Below are 21,139 nucleotides of genomic sequence, written 5' to 3'. Positions count from 1 at the left end.
TACAAACAAACTCTAAAAAGAACGTTCTGCAAAATAGCTAATCCCATCCTCTAACACTTTGACGAACAGCATAGGCCAACTCAGTAATTAATAACCAGTTGCCTTTTTTAATTGCTTCTTCAGGTACTAACCAAGAGCCTCCAACACAAGAAACATTGTCTAGGGCTAAGAAGTCCACAAAATTTGTTTCATTAATGCCACCAGTTGGGCAAAATTTTGCTTGTGGAAATGGACCTTGCATTGCACGCAACATATTGACTCCTCCGGCAGCTATCGCAGGAAAAAATTTAAAATGCGTATATCCCATAATAAGGCCTTCCATCAATTCGGAAACACTGGATATACCAGGAATTAAAGGAATAGTAGAATGACATCCAGCAGCCAATAGTTCTTGTGTTTTCCCAGGACTTAGTGCAAATTTTGCACCTAAATTCGCTACTTGTTCTAATTGTTCTGGGGTGGTTACAGTACCGGCACCAATTAAAGCATCTGGGAACGTTTCGGTGAGTACTTTAATCGCATCCAAAGCGATCGGTGTTCTCAGTGTAACCTCAAGAACCTGAATACCGCCAGAAAATAACGCTGTAGCCAAAGGCACCGCATGCTCTATTTCTTTAATTACAACAACAGGGATTACAGGTGATGAACAGAATACAATTTCCGGTTGCACCATCCAATTTGGAAACGACATGAACCCTCTCCTTGCAGTCAGATAGCCTAGATAAAGTAACAGTGTAACTCGGGATTATAGCAAATGGCTTTCCGATTACGCTCATTGTCACTCACCATTAAAGTAATAAAAAAATCCCCTCCCCACCTGTGGGAGGGGCTGGGGTGAGAGCACCCCAATCACACCCTCATCGTCCTAACGGACACCTCCTCCCTTATTGAGAGAAGGGAAAATCTTTAATTTAATGACCGTTTCATTCTAGCAAGGCAACGATTGTTTTAAATAAACTGCAGCGCCTAAAATTCCTGGGTGCTCGGCAGTAATTACATAGGTCGGAATTTTCGCATTAAACTCGCTAAAACGCCCCTTTTCTTCAAAACGCGCTCTGAAATCACTGCCAGACAACAAGGAAATTAAACGTGGCACAATACCACCAGCAATATAAACACCACCAAAAGCAGCAACGATTAGTGCTAAGTCCCCCGCATAAGCCCCCAGAATTGCGAAAAACTGTGCGACAGCTGCTTCTGCAATAGTACATTGTTGTGTTAAAGCCAAAGTAATAATCTGAGATGCAGGAATAGGAGGTTTCTCTTTTTGGTGCAATGCCGTCAATGCTTGATATAAATTTTCCAAACCTTGACCTGACAATAAGCGCTCATAAGAGACATGATCGTATTTTTTTTTCAGATGACAATAAATAAACCACTCCTGTTCTGTTTTGGCTCCCCAGCTGATGTGTCCACCTTCTCCCGCATGGGCTACATATCCCTCTCGACCAGGCACAAGGAAAGCGACCCCAAGTCCTGTTCCAGCGCCTAATACTGCTCGTGCTCCATTGGGGTCTGCACTGCCTCTTCCTATCTGTATGATTTGCTGATCCGATAAAACAGGAAGGCTCATGGCAATCGCATTAAAATCATTCAAAACGTTCAGTTCTCTCAGATTTAACTTGTGTTTTAATTCGCTGATTGAAAAACTCCAATGTGTATTGGTCATACAGAGCACATCACCAAGTACCGGACAAGCAATAGCAAGAGCAACTTGATCAATTTCTTCCAATTGATGCTGTTCTTTATAAGCCAATAATACCGATTCAATACTGGCGAACGCAGCGCATGAATAAATTTCAATTTTATCCATGACCAAGTTTTCTAAATTGACACGACTAAAACGAGCAAAAGTTCCACCAATATCCGCAACAATCGCATAAGATTTTAAATCATCAACGCTCATAACAAGACTCTTTTCCCTGAAACAAACTGCAAGCGCCCTGCTCAGCTCCTGTAAATTGTGACCTTAACGTGGTGAATAATTCTCGACCCGTGCCAAGGTGGAATGCTGTTTCATGCAAAACAGCTTTGGTTCTTTGTCCTAAAACCTGCTCAGAAACTAATAATTGTAATATACCTTGGTCTGCATCAATTAAAATCATATCCCCCGTTTCAACTCGAGAAAGTACCTCATTATCCAGTGCTTCTGGCGTAACATGAATTGCCGCAGGAACTTTACCTGAAGCACCCGACATACGCCCGTCCGTGACTAAAGCAACTTGATAACCTTTATCCATAAGCACACCGAGCTTAGGTGTTAATTGATGCAATTCTGGCATCCCACAGGCTTTAGGTCCTTGAAAGCGAACTACAACCACACAATCCTGATTTAACATCCCTTTTTGAAACATCTCCTCAAACTCTTCCTGACTGGAACAAACTACGGCGGGAGCTTCAATCTTACTTTTTCCTGAGGCAAGTCCAGAGGTTTTGATTACAGCCCGTCCAATATTTCCACTTAAAACTTGCACCCCACCCTGGGGCTTAAAAGGAGTTTTAGCTGAAATTAATACACGTTCATCACTCGAACTAGAAGGCCCAGAAACCCATAGTAATTGTTCATTGTCCAATATCGGCTGTGTCGTATATCGTTGCAAACCATGCCCCATCACCGTATCAACGTCTTCATGTAGTAGCTGAGCTTCCAATAGGGTGTGAATAAAATAGGCCATACCCCCAGCTCGTTGAAAATGATTAATGTCTGCATATCCATTAGGATAAATTTTGGCAATTAGGGGAGTAACCGCAGATAATTGAGCAAAGTCATCCCAATTGATCGAGTAACCGGCGATACTCGCTATAGCAATCAAATGCATCGTATGATTGGTTGAACCACCAGATGCCAACCAAGCCACTATCCCATTAACAATATTTTTGACATCGAGCATCTTGCCTATGGGCAGGTAATACTCATCCAAATCGGTTAAAGAAAGAATCTGCTGTGCTGCCTGCCGAGTTAAGGCATCGCGCAATGGAGTATTTGGATTGATAAATGATGAACCAGGAAGTTGCAACCCCATCGTTTCTATAATCAGCTGGTTGGAATTTGCCGTGCCATAAAAAGTACATGTACCTGCAGAATGATACGAGGCTGCTTCTGCTTCAAGCAGTGCTTTTTTATCTACCTTTCCTTCCGCATATAATTGACGGATACGTGCTTTTTCCTCATTTGATATTCCTGAAGGCATAGGACCTGCTGGAATAAAAATGAACGGTAAATGGCCAAAACTCAATGCGGCCATTAATAAACCAGGCACAATTTTATCGCAAATACCCAGCATGAGGCCGCCATCAAACATATTATGTGACAGCCCTACAGCTGCAGACATGGCGATCACATCCCGACTTAATAAACTTAACTCCATTCCTGACTGGCCCTGGGTTATCCCATCACACATTGCAGGAACGCCCCCAGCAAATTGTGCGACACCTCCTGCTTCAGAAATAGCTTCTTTAATTAAAGAGGGGTAATTCAGGTAGGGTTGATGTGCAGAAAGCATGTCGTTATAAGCAGAAACAATAGCAATATTGGCTTTGGTCATACCGCTCAGGTTGGCTTTATCCTGCTTCACACAGGCAGCAAAACCATGCGCTAAATTGCCACAATGCAGTATACTGCGCTGAGGCCCTTTAATACGTGATTTTTCAATATGCTTCAGATATAAATCTCTGGTATGAGTACTGCGTTTACGGATGCGATCAGTAACTTGAGCTACAACCGGGTGCATGTTTTTTCCTTAAGGTGCATACAACACCTGAACATTGGCATCTGCATTATTTAAAAAAGCACTGACTGGCATAACTCTAGGATCGTGCTCTGCCATTGCTTGATGCAACACAGCCAGTTTTTTGTGGCCTAATAAATGAAAAAAAATCACGCGACTATTTAGTAATCTTTTTTTAGATAAGCTTATTCGTTGATGAGATGCTTTTTTCGGACTAACACGAAGTACTGCTGCCGCATTATCATCTAATCCTTTATCAAGCTCGTCCGAACAAGGAAATAAAGATGCGGTATGTCCATCTTCCCCCATCCCTAAAACTACTGCATCAAAAGTCGGTAAAGAGGCGATGAGATGCTCAATTTGTTCTAGCGAGTGCCCTTCGTTATATAAACTCAGGAAATGAGCTTTGGACGCGTGATTCTGAAGTAAAAACTGTCGAACCAGATGCTCATTTCGCTCGGAGTCATGAGCAGAAACACAACGTTCGTCAGCCAGAGTTATTGTAACTTGATTCCAGGGAATATCTGTTTTTGCCAAAGCCTTAAATAAATCGATAGGCGTTTTCCCACCTGAAACTACTAGATAAGCATGACCTCGTAGATTGACCGCATCACCGAGAATTTGCTTTAGCCGGTTAGCTAAGTCTTCTGTTAATAAAGGCGCTTCACTAAAACTATGTAACTGCATTTTGTTCACCCCATACATGTGCTTTGCCATTGTATAAACGAATTACTTCCAAAGGCCCCCAAGTTCCTGAGGGATAAGTATAGAGAGGGGTATCTTGTCTTTCCCATGCTTGCTTGATTTCATCAATCCATTGCCAGGCTTGCTCTACTTCTTCACGACTAACAAACAGATATTGATGGCCTAACATTACTTCCAACAACAACCGTTCATAGGCATCCGCAATTCTTTGTGAATTAAAAAGGTGATTGAAATTTAAATCCAACTTACTGTCCCTTAATTGCATGCTTTCACTAAGGCCAGGGACTTTATTCATCATTCGTAACTCCACCCCCTCATCAGGTTGTAGCCGAATAATGAGCTGATTGGGAGACAGCTCCTGTTTTAATTGCTTGAAAATATTATATGGTTGTGGTTTAAAATAAATGACTACTTCACTTTGTTTTTTTGATAATCTTTTACCCGTCAATAAATAAAAAGGAACACCTGACCAGCGCCAATTATCAATATAGGCTTTAATCGCAACAAAAGTCTCGGTGGTTGACTTTTTGTAAGCCCCCTCTTCCTCCAAATATCCAGGTATCTGCTGACCTCTCATCACGTTTCCCACATATTGGGCTCGTACGGTATGATCATGCACATGAGTATCTGAAATAGGTCGTAATGATTTTAATACTTTTAATTTTTCACTACGAATACAATCGGCATCAAGACTCATTGGCGGCTCCATGGCCAAAAGCGATAGGATTTGTAGTAAATGATTTTGCAACATGTCTCTGACTTGGCCTGATTTATCATAATAGGCCCATCGTCCTTCTACACCCACTTCTTCAGCCACAGTAATTTCGACTTTATCAATAGCTTGGTGATCCCAATTTGAGGAAAAAATTGCATTTGCAAAACGGAGTACCAAAAGATTCAGTACCGTTTCTTTACCTAAATAATGATCAATTCGATAAATTTGACTTTCAGCAAAAAAATGGGCCACTTCATTATTAATGGCAATCGATGAAGGCAAGTCATGGCCAATCGGTTTTTCTAAAACCACCCGCGATGGTTGATTTGTTAAACCTATACTGGAAAGACCTTGGCATGTTTGAGCATAGAGTGACGGAGGAATTGCAAAATAGGAAATGGGTATTCGCTCTTGAGGATTCACATAATCGATTATTTTTGCAAAATCTTCAGATTGCGCTAAGTCAATCTGGCAATAAGTTATGCGCTCTACAAGGCGTGACCAAACTCGTTCATCCAGTCCCTCACTTATAAAAGTCTGCATTTTAGATTTCATTAACACGGTGAAATCAGTTAATGTTAACGAATCACGTGCACAACTAATTATACGCGTATTGGCATGAAGCAAATGAGCACATTCCAGTTGATATAAAGCAGGGAATAATTTACGACAAGACAGATCCCCCAAGGCACCGAATATAATTAAATCACAAGGATATTGTGCAGCGACTTCTTCGATCATGTTTATCCTAAATCAATCGTCTTTTAGAGGTTCAATACTAAATTGAAAGATAGTACAGATCAACCCAAATCAAGATTATCTTCAAAGTCGCCATATGAAACAATTTTCGCTATCAAAGTTCCGCGTATAAACCGGGGAACGTAGACCAATGCATTTTTTTCCTACATCGCCGCTATTATCTTAAAAAAAGAAGTTGCAATTTATACGAAACGGTTTAATGTGCTGAATTTTCAGGATCATTTCCAAGAAATTTGGGTATATTATTGCAAAACCTCATTTTTATGCTATATGAAATAAATAAGGTAGCAGTTCGCTTCTGCCGGACATCCTATGGCTTAGCTTTGGAGCGATGACTTAGATGAGTAGTTGTTGCAGTACTGACCTTAACCTAAATCATTATTAGGAGAAGCAGATGCTTAATAAGAGATTTTCAGAAAGACTAAATAAAGAACTTGATAATATTGGAGCTCCCGAATCAAGTGCAGAACGTATTGAAGTATTATCAAAGCTCGTTAAGATTCCAAAATTTAAAGCAGAAGCATTACTAAATGGCGCTACAAATCCTGATGAAAAACTACTTAATGCATTAGCACAAGAATTTGAAGTGAGTGCTGATTGGTTAGTTGGCAAAAGTGATTCATCTCATTAATATTATCTTCAGATTGTAATCGTATAATACATATATTGGCTATAATTAAATCAAAACAGTTATAATTGTGGGATATATGTATTATGCAAACACCAATAGATGCATCAATTATACTTTCCTTGGAACAACAAATTGATCATTACGATAATCGTGGTCCATTTTGTATCAGCCCCGAAGGAGAAGAACAGTTATACGAAGGTATAGAAAAATATGAAGGTACTCGCTATGCATCAGCTAAATCTTATATCGAAAGATATCATCTAAATATAGATCCTAATGCTTCCTCTGATCCCCAATTTTTTAGAAAAAAATTCATAGAATACATTCAAAATCATCCCTTCCCTCAATATAACGATGACCCTGCAATACGTAAGACCCGTCCTGAAGACGCTACCACTGATATGGAGCAATTTTTTGGTAAACAAGGTGCGGAATTATACCAACTCGCATTAGAAGAAGAGATGAATAGCAAAGATTACAGGAATGCAGTAGTCATCAAGTCAACCACTCATTTTGATGGCCCAAAATGGTTAGAACGCCCTGTGGTAATCGTTGGTGGTCCTTCAGCCTCTGGAAAATCTTTTGCTGCACAAGCAGCAGTGGAAAAAGCAACCGAGTTTTTAGTAGCTGATTATAGTGATATGAGTGGAAATCATGTGATAGCGGCTGATGGAGGAATTGTTCGTGAAGTATCGCAAATGCGTAAACTAGTCATCCAATTAGCGAATAATCAAGGATATACAGGGGTTAATGATTTATATAAAAAATCTAAAAAATATATGGAAGGTGTAAAAGACTGTGTCCGTGAAGCAGCATTTTTAACCCCTGAATTAGGTGTTGTGATTCCAGAAACTTTTACAGACCCGTTAAAAGGAAAAAAACTGCTGAAACAAATTGAAAAGTTAGATAATACAAAACATATTTTTACACGTGTGGTAGGTCGCAATGACACTATTTTGAAAAAAGTTGTTGCTTTTATGGGCTCAAGAAGAGCATGGAAAACCGATAATTTTAACCAAGAAGCATTAGATTTAAATAAATCCGGTTTAGCAGAATCCAAGGCATATGGCAAAGGCGGGTTTAAATGGGGTAAATATTTCTCTAAACAAGCAGAGGACTGGTTTCGACATCACAGTAAAGATAAATTATATATGCACATCACTAATGATCTCATTCTTTTGAAACCGGATCCCAATCAACCAGGAAATTGGATTGATGCAAACCAAGACGATGAAGGGGCACGCCTATTCTCTGAGAAGGCCTATAAAGAATGGAAAGCCTTAACTTCTGAACCCGGACCTGATCCTGATGCTGCTCTTTCTCCTAAACCCAGTCTTATCGACTATTGCAAGGCCCATTCAAAATCTCAAATTACAACATCGCCACAAATCGACTTTCTCGTAGCCCAAAAAAAAGTGGAACAAAAAATAGCTTTAGGCCATCAAAAAATTAATAAGTTAATGACTCAAGATCCGGTTAATGAAGAAAAAATTAGATGCCTAAAAACGAGAGAAGCCTTTTTAGAAGGCATTTTGAACTTTTCATTAAAAAACTTGGATCGTTATGAAGATATCGGACAAATGAAAGCTCAGGTTGAAGATCAGCTGTTTGCTCTAAAAATGGACCATAATGCAAAAAAAATTCTCAGCAAAAGAACAATGAATACAGTCAATGAATTTATAGAAACACTGGATAAGGCAAGTAAAGAATTCGAAAATAATCCAACCTTCTTTGAAAAGAGCAACAATACGGTCTTTTTTAAGCGGAAATATAATGAAGTTTTAAAACAACTTGAAAATGTGGATCAGCAAGAAGAGCCAACTACCCCGAACGGTCCGTTTTAATCATTCCGGATTGCTTAAAAATCCTGAGCCGCTGGCCCAGACACTGACTTTTTCATTCAATCGTGTTCAAAATCGACCGTTCACAAGTTAGTTTCCTATCTGACCTATAACTCCTGAAGTGCATTCAATAAATTATCTATATCTTGTTCATTATTATAGTAGTGCAAGGAAACTCTGATACCGCCATCGCGCTGAGTGACCCAGACATTATGGCTTTCCAAGTGTTTCATGACCTTATCTAACTCGGGGAAAGGCCCTAACTGCACGATACCTGAGCGAGATTGTATCTCGGTGTCTGAAAGTACAGGTATATTGAATTGATGTAATCGTTCTATCAAATAATCAGTCAGAGATGTAATACGCTCTGCGATATTTGAAATACCAATTTCTTCAATCAGATCAAGTGCCGCATTAAAACCGGAAAAAATAGTCATATTATCCCAGCCTAATTCAAAAACACGGGCAGATTGATAAAATTGACAACTTCCATCAAAGTTCATTGCAGACTGTAGACTTCTCCAACCGATTAAAGCGGGAGTCAACTGTTTAAAGAAGTCTGGATGAATATAGATAAATGCTATTCCTTCACCACAGGCCATCCATTTATAACAAGAACAAACTAATGCATCAATTCCTTGTTGTTTCACATCGATAGGGAATGCACCAATTCCTTGAGTTCCATTCACAATAAAATGCGCATCTTTTTTTAAGTGCTTAATTTGTTCCAAATTAAGCTTATAACCATTGGCATAATGAACGTAACTGGCAACAATTGAAGAAATTCGTTCATCTTCCTGTTGAGCAGAGTCTAATCGTGCCGCAAGATTCGCAGCTGAATCAGTCCATTTTACTGAATGTCCAGCATTTTCCCAAGGTAAAATCGATGAAGAAAAATCATTTTTTACAAGTAAAACAGAGTCTTTACGGGGGAGCGAATGAGCTAATGCGTTCATACCGAATGAAACACTAGGGATAAAAGCAATATGCTCTTTTTCTGCATTAATCAATTGAGCAATTTTTTCTCGACATGTTTCCATCAGCTGAATGTTGTCACCAAAAATTCTTCCCCCATTCAATGCCAGTGATTGGTATCGATCAGTCACTGCTTGAAGTGCTTGTTTTGATAAAGCGCCACCTCCAGCTGTCATAAAATAGGTTTGTTGATTTACAACAGGAAACAGTTCTCGGTATTTTTCCCAATTTATCATTATCTTATAACCCTTCTTCGCAACAATAATTTAATTCCAGCCGTTCTTTAGCCTCTTCTTCACTCAAGCCGTCTAACACGTAAAGAGTTCCTGCCTTAGTTTTTGCAATCCCTAATTTATTGGCGAGTTGACCGGGCATAAAAACATGGATATGTTCAACAGCAATAGACAATTGATGCATAATATCTGTTTTTAGTTGTTGAATTAATGCTGAAATTTGTGCTGAATCTAGATTGTTTAACAATTCAATTCTCAATTCAACGGCACCACCTCGTGTAATAATTTGGTAATCACAGGCAATTTCATCGTATTCAAATAAGATATTTTCAATTTCTATAGGAAAAGCTGTGTTTCCTGTGGTTTTGCACTGAATTAAATCTGCAGCCCGCCCCATCGCATTGATCACAGGAGTTGAATACTCACAACCACAGTCATTTTGTAATTTACCAAAATCACCCGTTTTATAACGTAACAGTGGCATATGATTTTTATGGGTATTTGTTAAAACGATATTGCCTAACTCACCCTGATTCTTTATTGGTGTATTAAAATCATCTTCTAATAATTCAATAATCAAATAAGGTTTTGAAGGTAAATGATACTGATGTTTACTGCATGATACTAAACCACCACTATCAAGTTCCGTTAATCCGTAAACTCCATGAACAGTTGCTCCTCCATATAGCTTACTGATACGAGCAAATTTAGCTTTGGAGATAATTTCCCCTGTTAAAATAATTTTTTTAATTGACGATTTTGCTGGATCAATACCTTGTGCACGCATTGCCTCGGCGTAACGCAGCGTTTCCAATGGACGAGCAATAAGGAGCTCAGGTTTCATGCGGGCGAAAATTTCCAACATTTTTCTAGGTGAGCACAGATGAGTTTTTACACCAGTAGGGATAGCCATAATCCCTAACTGGTTTAACGCAGCAAAATATTTTAATCCAATAGGATTCATCTCAAAAGGTAATGCAATCACAGCACTTTTGACTTCGGTTTTATCTAAGGCGAGCCATTCGTATATAAAATTCGCGAATTCACGACTGCGTTCTGGACCTAAATCAGGAATAACAGGAAATGGATTACCTGAAGTACCACTGGTTTCAAAATAAGCAGGGGGTCTTTTGGCAAGTGCCTCATCAACAAGGACTGAAATTCCAGGATATTTTTTATCAAGGGTTGGGAAATGCCGGAGATCACTTAAGTCATTAATCGAAGCCGGAACGTTCTTGTAGATGTTGTTATAAAATGCAAAATTCTCTTTTACATATTGAATCAAATCATTAAAGCGATTACACAATACTTCTTGATCACTTTTGCTTAAAAATATACTCGACATATTAACCCCAAAAAATTGAATAAATTACTTCCATGTTTCATTGAAGCGTTCAATATGTTGATGCTATGCATCTGCTAATGCTTCTTTGTCCTTGGCACCTATGCTGTAATTATTTTTAATCTGCATCATTAAGAAATCAGCATATTCCATTGGTTCAAATATTGGCTTTTTCTCAGTATTAACCGGTGCTATTACCGCATGAGGATCCGGTTCAAAAAATAGTGGAATAGAATATCTTTCTTTCCCAGAAACATTAATTACCCGATGTGGTGTTGAAATATATTCGCCGTTACTGAGGCGATGCATCATATCTCCAGTATTTAAAATAAAGGCTCCTTCTAGAGGAGGTACATCCAACCAGGTACCATCACATTGTTTCACTTGCAAGCCCCCAACTGAATCTTGAGCTAACAAAGTCAATGCTCCCCAATCAGTATGTGGTGCAATTCCATATTGATGCTCAGGAATGACTTCGGGTTGTGCTGGATAATATTGCAACCGTAAGAAAGTGGTTGGCTTGATAAAAAATTTATCTAATTCATAATAATTCTGATTTAATGATAGGGAAAAAACACGAATTAAATTACGCAAAAGAAGTAAAACATTTTCACGATAATGTAATAATATATTCTTAAAATCAGGTAATAAATGTTCTGAAGGCCACTGATTAGGTCCGGCAAGATTAATACCTAATTTATAATCTTCATCTGTATCGGACACGTCATGACCCAATATAAATGCTGCGCTTTGATTCGGTATAATCGTTTCACCTAAAGTGGATAACTTAAAACGAGATCCTTGAATAGCCATATACCCGCGAAAAAATTCGTTTTGCTTTATTTTTAATTTTTCTTCTTCAGGTAAATGGTGAAATAATCTTGATTGTTCAAAAATCGTTTCGAACATATGTTGAGAAATCCCATGATTAATAACATATGCGAAACCAATATTGGTATATACTTCTTTAAACTGCTGGGCTAAAGCGTGTAAATCATGTATTGAACGAGCAGTAAAAAGGGCTGAAACATCAATTATTGGGATTTGGCTAACTTTTATCATAAAAATTCCTTAAAAACCGCCTAAAACAAAACAATATTTGGTAAAAAATGCCCTCCCTAACATTTTGGCATCCTAAAAAAGGATGCCTCCTGATGCCTGATGTTCATTATTTCTTTTTAAAACGCAGATAGATCCACTGACATTTATCACTGTATTCATCAGTAACAAATAGTTCTCGAGTTTTGGCCATGCCAGGTGTTAAAGGCTTAGGATAAATAATGTAGTCATAACCCATTTTTGCCCAGAGTGGCATTACAATAGGACATTCCTCTATGAGATAGTTCAATCCATGATTAAATAGGGTACTGGTATCAGTAGAAGGATTAATTAGGGTTAAGCGCTCAATATACGTCAAAACATTCGTATGAAGAGCAGCCTTATATTCTTCATTGTCACGATAAGCAGCATCTACACGCTCTTTAAGTGCTGCATAGTCTTCATGAAATAGAAAATCATCCCAACGAATGATGCTATGAGGTACATTCAATTTACTCAGTGCAAAAGCACTTCGTTCGAGCCAAAGATCACCTGCCTCTTTAGCAAAGATGTATGCTTTTTCTTCACCCAATCTGCCGTAATGATTATGCTTTTGTAGCGTATCAGCTAATACAATGTCGCAGCGTTCAAATGGATATTTATTAACGAGTTCAATTGTTGCTAAAAACTTCCCTTTTTCATGATAAGCCTGTCCAACACTAATAAATAACAGGGCCTTCTTTCCCTCAAAATTCATTTTCTTATTTTCACTCTCGATATCCAAATCAGAATATCTGAATGAAGCCTTATGCGTATTTAATTCTTCCGTGTTTACTGGGATCCATTGTTCCTCAACTTTATGTTCGACAGAAAACATTTAGAACTTCCTTTTGAAAATTGTTATTTTTTTAGCACTCTAAATTGCTAACTATTTAATTTTAAAGTTAAAAATATTTACAATTTGAGAGTTGGGCGTGATTATATCAATTATCCGTACTATTTCACTATTTTTTTTTCATTAAACATTAAAAATATTCACTTTGCTATTTACTAATTCAATAAATTTGTTTTTAATGCGCTCAAAATAAACGACTAATTTAAGTACTAGGCATATAGGATCCAAGATGGCTCAGCAGATGAAAAATCCGTTAAAATGGTATAGCAAGGAGATTAAAGACGGCCCTGCAAATTCTAGAGAACTTTCTTTACATGAAAAAAAGGTGGTCACTCAAGTTCTAGATCTTTTGGAAAACAAAGATTCTGCATGGGATAACAGTACGGTCAAAAATAAATTGCACCATGAACTTAGCCCATTATTCGACGAAATCATGCATTCTTTAATCCAAGTTCGCGGATTTATAACCATAACCGGATTTCCCTCTGCCAATGATAAATACAGCGCTGACGTAATTAAAAAATTTCTTTTAGCGTTTTGTTCACACTTTGGTTCTCCCTTAATCCAAAATAAAAACAATGATCTTATATTTGATGTTAAAAGTATCGAAGGAATGACTCTTGATACCAAAGATTCGCGTGGTCCTTATGTGAAAGATGCTTTGCCAATGCATACCGATGCAGGAGCTATTCTTGGAATGTATTGTCTTGCATCCGCTGATGTTGGTGGTCACACGATACTTGCCAGTTCACGGACTGTTCATGATGAAATACAAAAAATAAGACCTGATCTTCTTGAGGTATTATATCAACCTGTGTATGCGGATCGGCGTGGAAATGAACCAGCAGGCGAACTACCGTATGATTTAAGCCCGGTCTTTGCAATGTATGAGGATGAATTGCGTTGTCAATATCATCAACCATTTTATAACGATGCGCAAAAAAAATTCCCCGAGCTACCGCGCTTTACATCGCAACAAATTGAAGCGATGGCATTATTCGATCAAATTTCACTAAGAGAAGATATTGCATTTGAGACAAAAGTAAAGCCAGGCAGCATAATTTTTATTAACAATGAAGAAATTCTCCATGGACGAACAACTTTTGATCACCCTGAAAATCAAACTGTGCGTCATTTATTAAGGATTTGGTTAAATACTCCGAAAATTAAACATAGCTTCCCGAGCTTTTTAGGATACCCAGGATAAAATAAATACGACACGGATGTTGCCACATTCATCTATTAAAAAATTCATTTGTTTTAAAATAGATATTAATTTACAATTTTCCCGCATACAATGGCTAAAAATTATCTTTTGTAGCCTTTTTTTAAACATACTCTTAGGATGAAACGTGTCTACAACCAGCAAAGTCGATAATTATCAACATAAATGGTATGCATTTATGGGAATTGCCCTACTGTCTTTCGGATGTTATCTCGATTATACCGTAGTCAATGTCGCATTACCCACCATCCAACATGAATTACAAGCAAACCTAGTATCCATGCAATGGGTCATGAATATTTACTTTCTGGCATTATGCGTTTTAGCGACGGTAATGGGGGGATTTGGTGATTTGTATGGTCGTCGACGTTGCTTATATCTGGGGGGAGCGATTTTTGTCATTGCATCGATCATTGCCGGCGTTTCCTCTCACATTCATTGGTTGATTTTCGGTCGATTATTGCAGGGAGTCGGTGCTGCTATTATCTTTCCTTTAGGGCTTTCATTACTCCCCCAATTTTTCCCTGAACAAGAGCGAGGTAAAGCCGTAGCTTGGTTTGGCAGCATAGGAGGCATTGCATTAGCCTTGGGTCCGCTTTTGGGCGGTCTTATCGTGACATATCTGGGATGGAGATGGATTTTCTTCATCAATATTCCTATCTGCTTATTAGGGTATATTTTTTGTTTCAAATCTGTATCAGAATCGCAAACTAATTCCCAACTGATTGCTTTAGATATAAAAGGGATGCTCTTACTTGCATTCACTATGGGTAGCATCGTATTGGGTTTAATTTATACCCAAAGCTATGGTTGGAGCGCACCAATCACTTTAACCTGTTTTGCAGTGACTTTGATCATGGGCAGTTTATTGGTCAAGGCTGAAAATAATCATCCTAATCCTCTGATTGACTTTAAAGATTATTCCAATTTACTCTTTTCAGCCGGAGCTATTCTTGTCTTTTTAGCCGGTATATTAAGCGCCGTTACTTTATTTTTTGATCCCCTGTATTTACAAATTATAAAAGAGCAATCGGCACAATTATCTGGCTTTGTTTTATTCGCCATACCTGTCTCTGTGTTTTTAATTGCTTTTTTTGTAGGAAAACTAATTCATAATCTCGGATTGTTGCATACTATTTTGCTAGGGTTGTTCTTAGGGTGTTTCGCAACCTTATTACAAGTGTTTTTTACCGGTAATGCCTCAGTATTCTACATTATTTTTGCATTTATATGCCTTGGCAGCATGTGGGCATTGGGTAATACTGTCTCAATCATTGCAGCCCAAACCGCAGTAGGCCCTGAACGTGCAAGTGTTGCAACAGGATCTATGGTTACTTTATTTAATATCGGTGGCTCTATAGGCTTATCTCTGGCAATTGTTATTTATAATTTTGTAACCAATCATTCTCTATCTTCGCTAACTAAAGACAACTCAAACGGCCTAGGTGAAACACAAATTTCCACTTTGCAAGAATTCATTGCCAATCCAACTCATTCATTACAACTTTCAGAAAATGATTTAACCCATCAATTGTTTAACAAAATATTCATGAATGGTTTTACTGGCGTGATGACGTTTCTATTTATCGCTTCTCTTATTGCCTTCTCAGTTATCTGGCGGGGCAAAAAAGTTGAAGGCAAACTGAAGTTAAATAAAATTACCCGTGTTAAGAACAATGGTTCTGTAGCTTAATCAGTAGCCTGGTGCTTGCAACCAGGCTCAAATTAAAAATCCCTTTCCGTTTCTAACCAAACCTCTTGGAAAAAATAAAGACTCTGGGAAAAATGTGGCGACAACTAACCGTGAAATCGATCAGTAGCAGTGATCGGTTTTGCATGTTTTTCAATATATTCAATAACTTTTCCAGCAATATTAATGCCAGTAGCTTTTTCTACACCTTCAAGGCCAGGTGAAGAATTAATTTCCAAAACCAACGGTCCATGATTCGAGCGAATTAAATCAACACCAGCTACTTTTAAACCCATTGTTTTAGCGGCGCTGACTGCAATTGCACGTTCTTGAGGTGATAATTTTACTTTGATTGCCTTTCCGCCTTGATGCACATTCGCACGAAACTCGCCATCTTTTGCTTGTCGTTTCACAGCAGCAACTACTTTCTCCCCTACAACAAAGCAACGGATATCAACTCCGCGGGATTCCTCAATGAATTCTTGTACCAAAATATTAGCATGCATTTCTTTAAACGCATTAATGATGCTTACGGCAGATTGATGGCTATCAGCTAGGATTACTCCTTTGCCTTGTGTTCCCTCCAATAATTTAATTACTAAAGGTGCCCCCCCAACCATGCGTACTAAATCCTCAGTATCATCAGGTGATTGAGCAAAGCTCGTTAATGGCATAGGAATACCTTTTCGCGCTAATAACTGTAACGAACGGAATTTATCTCGAGAGCGTGCAATAGCTATGGACTCGTTTAAAGTATACATGCCCATCGTTTCCATATGACGTAAGACTGCTGTTCCGTAATAAGTATTCGATGCACCAATTCTGGGAATCACCGCATCAAAATGAGGCAAGGGAGAGCCACCTCGATAATGAACCTTTGGACAAGAAGCGGCGACATTCATGTAACAATAGAGTGGATTTATTATTTTAATTTCATGACCAGCAGCCTCACCCTCCTCCTTCAAACGCTTGTGAGAGTACAAATGTGGATTAGTGGCTAATATTGCAATTTTCATGAAAAACGCTTTCCTCAACTTTTTATTTTTATTATTAAAGTTCCATGTTGAAAATTTATTTATGACAGACTCATCTAAATAAAGCCTAGTCTAAAATTGTAAAAATCACATTGGAAATAAAAAAAATATATTTATAAAAAATTCCCCAATTAGGAAACCAATAACAGGTAATCTTTTGCTAATAAATCAGCATGATGTGGCGTAGTAAAAAATGCATTAAGTTCTCCTTGCGGATTAAATAGCATTAAAGCACCGCTATGCTGAATATCATAATTTGTTGCATCATCAACTCCCTTTTCAACCACCTTCGCATAGGCGATACCCATCTCTCGAGTCATTGATTTAATAGACTCTTCATCGCCACGAGCTCCATAAAAATTTGGATGGAATGACGTCACATAACCACGTAGTTTCTCAGGGCTATCACGCTCTGGATCGATAGAGATCATCACGATACGAGGTAAATTCTTCACACCCTTGTCTTCAAGGATATGATACATTTTAGTCAATTCCGCCATTGTAGTTGGACAAACATAACCGCAGTTTGTAAAACCAAAAAACATTAAAGTCCATTTTCCTTTTAAACTTTTATTATCGAATGGTTTTTCATCAATTCCTGTCAATTGAAACCGATTCACAGGTCTTGGATTTTCAAGGTATGTACCATGAAATGTGGTCACATCGATTTTTTTCTTAAAATGAAAATGTTGGCCTACAAAAATTCCTGAGAATAATCCTGCAAGAGCCAGCAAAACAACTACAGTAAAGGTAACACTTTTAGCCTTTAAACTCATTTTACCCCCTTATAGGAACATACAGGAAATAAGTCTCACAACACGTCACTCAAATGACTAGGCATTTGCATTGTGGCATGGGACTTATTTCATACACATTCCTTATAAATAATGATCAATCAATAAAAAAACAAACAACAACATCAAATAAACTATTGAAAATCTAAAGGTTTGCATCGCAACAACGGGCTTATCGGTACGATATAACTTGTGAGACCAAAACAAAAATCGTCCACCAAGCACTAAGGCCCCTATTAAATAAAACAAACCACTCATCCCGATAACAAAAGGCAGCATACTTACAACCAATAATAAAATGGTATATAAATAAACATTGAGTTTTGTAAACTCGATACCATGTGTCACTGGTAACATCGGAATTTGCGCATGTTGGTACTCTTCGTAGCGATAAATCGCTAAAGCCCAAAAATGGGGCGGTGTCCAAATAAAAATAATTAATACCAACAATAAAGCTTGGGGATCCAATTGATTGGTGACCGCCGTCCAACCAAGTAGCGGTGGAGCAGCTCCGGCTAATCCGCCAATGACTATGTTTTGTGAGGTGGCTCTTTTTAAATAGCCAGTATAAACACCGGCATAGCCAATCAATGTAATAAATGTCAGTAAAGCGGTTAATTGATTTACAAAAACAACCAAAACGGTCAAACCAAGAGTTCCCATGATTACTGCAAACCATAAGGCTTGACGCACAGAGACTTGGCCACTGGCCACAGGTCTTTTTTTAGTTCGAGCCATAATGGCATCGATTCGCTTATCCACTAAATGATTAATTGCGGCGGCACTGCCCGCACACAATCCAATACCAAGTAATGAAAAACATAATAAGGATAAGCTAACCCAACCCGGTGCTGCCAAGTACATGCCTACAACTACAGTCAACAGCATAAGCAATACAACTCGAGGTTTACATAACTCAAGATAATCACGCCAAGCAGCTGACGAGGGTTGAACTACATGATCAACGTGCATCATTTTGCCCCTTACGCGTAAAATGAAGAGTACTAAATACCGTTGCCAATAAAAGCGCCGCAACGCCATTATGAGCTACCGCCACACTGATTGGGAGGAGATAGATTACATTCAAGATCCCTAAAGTAAATTGAACGAATATGAGTAGGAGCATGAACCCCGCTGCTATTTTGAGATAATTGAAACTGCTTCTTCGCAGGATCAATAGAGAAAGCACCAGGATATACGCAGCAGTGATTACGGCCCCTAATCGATGAATCCATTGAATCGTTACCCGCACATCATGATCTAATAACCCTCCTTGATAATTAGCCCCTACTGGTGAAAATAAATTAAAGCCTTGGGCAAAATGCAAATCAGGCACCCACACTCCATTGCACTGTGGGAAACCAATACATGAGATCCCTGCATAGTTTGAACTCACCCAACCGCCCAAAGCGATTTGTAGGAAAACAATGACCACCCCAAGACGTAACCAAGGACGCCATTGTGGTAAATCCTGCCCGCTTAATGAACTGATTTGCAATCGAAAGCGACTTAAACACGTAACGATCAAGATTCCGCCTAAAAGATGTCCCATAACCACTACAGGCAGTAACTTTAAAGTTACGGTCCACATTCCCAAAGCAGCTTGAAAAAAAACCAGTATGAGTAAAGCGGTAGGCAAATGCCAAGGCATCAAATGATTACCTTGTAAACGTTTGCGTAGCGCCGAAAAACCTATAAAAAAAATCAATAAAGCTAAAGACCCTGCGACATAGCGATGCGCCATTTCAGTCCATGCTTTTCTAGACTCGATAGGAATTTGCGGATATTGAGTCTGAGCTGCCTGTAATTTTTCCTTAGCACTTGGAAGAACCATCTGTCCATAGCAACCCGGCCAATCAGGGCAGCCTAAGCCAGCATCCGTTAAGCGTGTATATGCACCCAACATCACGACGAACAAAGATAAAAGCACAGCAAATGATACTACATATCGTAATAATTTATTCTGCATCAGATTAATCACTCTTGTTTTCTGTGGTATTCAACAACAACTTCAAATCTTTATATACATCCTCTGGATTGACCTGAGGGGCATAACGGAGAATTAAATAATTACCTGGATCAGCTACAAATACTTTTGCATGTGAAAATAATGTATCTTTTGCAATAAGCTCCGTCGCAGATAATGTCGCTACTTTAAAATCTATATCCTTTAAATAGGTTTGTTGTTCTTGCGATAAAGGAGGTGCTTTATCACTGAGAAGAAGCCATTGATCGACTTGATATAACTTACGTCCTAATGCCAGCCGAATACGCGCCAGAACATCCAATTGCTTCATACATGCCTGCTCACAAGCCTTAGGACTCCAAAAAATGATCCGCCATTTAGACTTTCCTTCCAAAGTATCCAAAAGCACCGGTGGATTCAGTAAAATCCCCTTGTTGACCCGTGGAGCTCCTAACCAAGAAGGATGCTGGAAAAACAAATAAGCAGCTACTCCAGGAGCGGCAAATAGTACAACTAACAACAATAAAATATAATATTTACTGACTTGTTTTCTCATTTTTTATCTTCAGATTTAATGCCACAAATATAATTAGTACCACTAATGCCATAACAAACCACTGCAAAGCATAAGCTAAATGCCGCTGCGGGGGCATGGATACCGTCTCCCATTCACGCACAAATCCATTTGCATCTTGCTTGTCGAGGCGAATAATAAACGGAGAGACCGATTTTTGCAAAATTTGACTTATCAATTGATCATCTACACGTTCCAAAATGATTATTTTGTTCCCTCTCTCTTCTAAAGCAGGACCTAACACCCATTGTTTTTTACTTGGAAAATATGCCGAACCCTGTAATTCTATTACTCCTTTAGGAATTTGAATATTTGGAAGAACTCGGCGGGTTAACTCACCAGGAACCCATCCTCGATCAATTATTACGAGGGTGCCATCAGATAACTCCAAGGGAGTTAGTACATCGTAACCAAATTGATGGTTATGATGCTGATTATCCAATAAGAATATTTGTGACACATATTTCCCTTTCAATACAATGCGCTCATATTGCAAAGGCAATTTTTTCTTTGCGGACCAGAGAACTGGTTTTTGCCTTTCTTGTGTCTTTTGTGCAAGAATCATTTTTGTTTTTTCATCGGCGCGATTAATTTGCCAAAAACCAAGGCGAAGAAACAAAGAAAAAAATACGGCAGCAAGAAGCAACATTGGCCAGCTTGGGGTGAAACGAAAATTAAAACAGGTTAAACTAGGCATCATTATTTAATTGTTCAAATGTTAGTCATAATCAGACGGCAATTCAGGAGTATAACAAATGATCACCAAAATTATCATCATCTTTGCCATGATTATCATCGCAGCCTCTCTAGCAAGTGGTCTTATTTTTCTTATTCGTGATTCAGGTAATTCCAAACGCACCATTAAAGCCTTAACCATAAGAATAAGTATTTCGGTAAGTTTATTTATATTTTTATTAATTGCTTTTAAACTGGGTTTAATTAAGCCTCATGGCATTTAAGTGGTTACTGCTCGGTGGGGCATGCTTAAATCCTA

20 protein-coding genes are annotated in these 21,139 nt (G+C 38.5%); 5 read left to right on the top strand and 15 right to left on the bottom strand.

The window, feature by feature from the left end; translation table 11 throughout:
• Positions 1-37 precede the first annotated feature (37 nt).
• From ACF8MK_RS08155 to zwf, 5 genes are all read right to left on the bottom strand, one after another.
• Positions 38-691 (bottom strand): bifunctional 4-hydroxy-2-oxoglutarate aldolase/2-dehydro-3-deoxy-phosphogluconate aldolase, encoded by a 654-nt coding sequence (locus tag ACF8MK_RS08155; protein WP_392538878.1) that lies wholly within the window; start codon positions 689-691, stop codon positions 38-40.
• A 237-nt stretch (positions 692-928) separates the two neighbouring features.
• Complete coding sequence (glk, locus tag ACF8MK_RS08150) at positions 929-1,906, bottom strand: glucokinase (protein ID WP_392538877.1); 978 nt, start codon at positions 1,904-1,906, stop codon at positions 929-931.
• Positions 1,896-3,731: a phosphogluconate dehydratase gene (edd, locus tag ACF8MK_RS08145; protein ID WP_392538876.1), complete on the bottom strand. Its 1,836-nt coding sequence runs from the start codon at positions 3,729-3,731 to the stop codon at positions 1,896-1,898. The genes glk and edd overlap by 11 nt, the downstream gene beginning before the upstream one ends.
• A 9-nt stretch (positions 3,732-3,740) precedes the next feature.
• Positions 3,741-4,415 (bottom strand): 6-phosphogluconolactonase, encoded by a 675-nt coding sequence (gene pgl, locus ACF8MK_RS08140; RefSeq protein WP_392538875.1) that lies wholly within the window; start codon positions 4,413-4,415, stop codon positions 3,741-3,743.
• Complete coding sequence (gene zwf / locus ACF8MK_RS08135) at positions 4,402-5,889, bottom strand: glucose-6-phosphate dehydrogenase (RefSeq protein ID WP_392538874.1); 1,488 nt, start codon at positions 5,887-5,889, stop codon at positions 4,402-4,404. Before zwf ends, pgl begins: the two co-directional genes overlap by 14 nt.
• A gap of 412 nt (positions 5,890-6,301) precedes the next feature.
• Between zwf and ACF8MK_RS08130 the strand changes: the two genes are divergently transcribed.
• Positions 6,302-6,538, top strand: a complete 237-nt coding sequence (locus tag ACF8MK_RS08130) for a hypothetical protein (protein ID WP_028380906.1) — start codon at positions 6,302-6,304, stop codon at positions 6,536-6,538.
• A 119-nt stretch (positions 6,539-6,657) separates the two neighbouring features.
• Complete coding sequence (locus ACF8MK_RS08125; protein ID WP_392538873.1) at positions 6,658-8,382, top strand: hypothetical protein; 1,725 nt, start codon at positions 6,658-6,660, stop codon at positions 8,380-8,382.
• A gap of 104 nt (positions 8,383-8,486) precedes the next feature.
• On the opposite strand, the gene ACF8MK_RS08120 is transcribed toward ACF8MK_RS08125, so the two are convergent.
• The 4 genes from ACF8MK_RS08120 to ACF8MK_RS08105 form a co-directional block, all read right to left on the bottom strand.
• Positions 8,487-9,590: an aminotransferase class V-fold PLP-dependent enzyme gene (locus ACF8MK_RS08120; RefSeq protein WP_392538872.1), complete on the bottom strand. Its 1,104-nt coding sequence runs from the start codon at positions 9,588-9,590 to the stop codon at positions 8,487-8,489.
• Between the two features lie 4 nt (positions 9,591-9,594).
• Positions 9,595-10,932, bottom strand: a complete 1,338-nt coding sequence (locus ACF8MK_RS08115) for a phenylacetate--CoA ligase family protein (protein ID WP_392538871.1) — start codon at positions 10,930-10,932, stop codon at positions 9,595-9,597.
• 63 nt (positions 10,933-10,995) lie between these two features.
• Positions 10,996-11,991 carry an isopenicillin N synthase family dioxygenase gene (locus ACF8MK_RS08110; RefSeq protein ID WP_392538870.1) on the bottom strand — a complete coding sequence of 332 codons (996 nt, stop codon included), beginning with the start codon at positions 11,989-11,991 and terminating at the stop codon, positions 10,996-10,998.
• Positions 11,992-12,097: 106 nt separating this feature from the next.
• Positions 12,098-12,844: a tRNA-dependent cyclodipeptide synthase gene (locus ACF8MK_RS08105; protein WP_392538869.1), complete on the bottom strand. Its 747-nt coding sequence runs from the start codon at positions 12,842-12,844 to the stop codon at positions 12,098-12,100.
• Between the two features lie 247 nt (positions 12,845-13,091).
• On the opposite strand from ACF8MK_RS08105, the gene ACF8MK_RS08100 reads away from it, so the two are divergent.
• On the top strand, positions 13,092-14,069 hold the full coding sequence (locus ACF8MK_RS08100) for a TauD/TfdA family dioxygenase (RefSeq protein ID WP_392538868.1): 978 nt from the start codon (positions 13,092-13,094) through the stop codon (positions 14,067-14,069).
• A 145-nt stretch (positions 14,070-14,214) separates the two neighbouring features.
• The gene (locus tag ACF8MK_RS08095) at positions 14,215-15,780 is read left to right on the top strand and encodes an MFS transporter (protein ID WP_392538867.1); all 1,566 of its coding nucleotides are present in this window, start codon (positions 14,215-14,217) and stop codon (positions 15,778-15,780) included.
• Between the two features lie 104 nt (positions 15,781-15,884).
• On the opposite strand, the gene rimK is transcribed toward ACF8MK_RS08095, so the two are convergent.
• From rimK to ACF8MK_RS08065, 6 genes are all read right to left on the bottom strand, one after another.
• On the bottom strand, positions 15,885-16,793 hold the full coding sequence (gene rimK, locus ACF8MK_RS08090) for a 30S ribosomal protein S6--L-glutamate ligase (RefSeq protein WP_265703304.1): 909 nt from the start codon (positions 16,791-16,793) through the stop codon (positions 15,885-15,887).
• Between the two features lie 149 nt (positions 16,794-16,942).
• Positions 16,943-17,587, bottom strand: coding sequence for an SCO family protein (locus tag ACF8MK_RS08085; protein WP_392538866.1), 645 nt, complete (start codon positions 17,585-17,587; stop codon positions 16,943-16,945).
• A gap of 102 nt (positions 17,588-17,689) precedes the next feature.
• Entirely contained in the window at positions 17,690-18,577 is an 888-nt protein-coding gene (cyoE, locus tag ACF8MK_RS08080; protein WP_392538938.1) for a heme o synthase, read from the bottom strand.
• Entirely contained in the window at positions 18,567-19,574 is a 1,008-nt protein-coding gene (locus ACF8MK_RS08075; RefSeq protein ID WP_265703302.1) for a heme A synthase, read from the bottom strand. Before ACF8MK_RS08075 ends, cyoE begins: the two co-directional genes overlap by 11 nt.
• Positions 19,575-19,578: 4 nt before the next feature.
• On the bottom strand, positions 19,579-20,127 hold the full coding sequence (locus ACF8MK_RS08070) for a hypothetical protein (protein WP_265703301.1): 549 nt from the start codon (positions 20,125-20,127) through the stop codon (positions 19,579-19,581).
• Positions 20,108-20,842 carry an SURF1 family protein gene (locus ACF8MK_RS08065; protein ID WP_392538937.1) on the bottom strand — a complete coding sequence of 245 codons (735 nt, stop codon included), beginning with the start codon at positions 20,840-20,842 and terminating at the stop codon, positions 20,108-20,110. Before ACF8MK_RS08065 ends, ACF8MK_RS08070 begins: the two co-directional genes overlap by 20 nt.
• A 58-nt stretch (positions 20,843-20,900) precedes the next feature.
• Between ACF8MK_RS08065 and ACF8MK_RS08060 the strand changes: the two genes are divergently transcribed.
• Positions 20,901-21,104 carry a twin transmembrane helix small protein gene (locus tag ACF8MK_RS08060; RefSeq protein ID WP_058477128.1) on the top strand — a complete coding sequence of 68 codons (204 nt, stop codon included), beginning with the start codon at positions 20,901-20,903 and terminating at the stop codon, positions 21,102-21,104.
• Positions 21,105-21,139 lie beyond the last annotated feature (35 nt).

Source organism: Legionella sp. 227 (assembly GCF_043161935.1).
GTDB lineage: Bacteria > Pseudomonadota > Gammaproteobacteria > Legionellales > Legionellaceae > Legionella > Legionella sheltonii.
The sequence above is the reverse complement of the archived record's forward strand: the minus strand, read 5'-3'. Positions and strand labels throughout refer to the sequence as shown.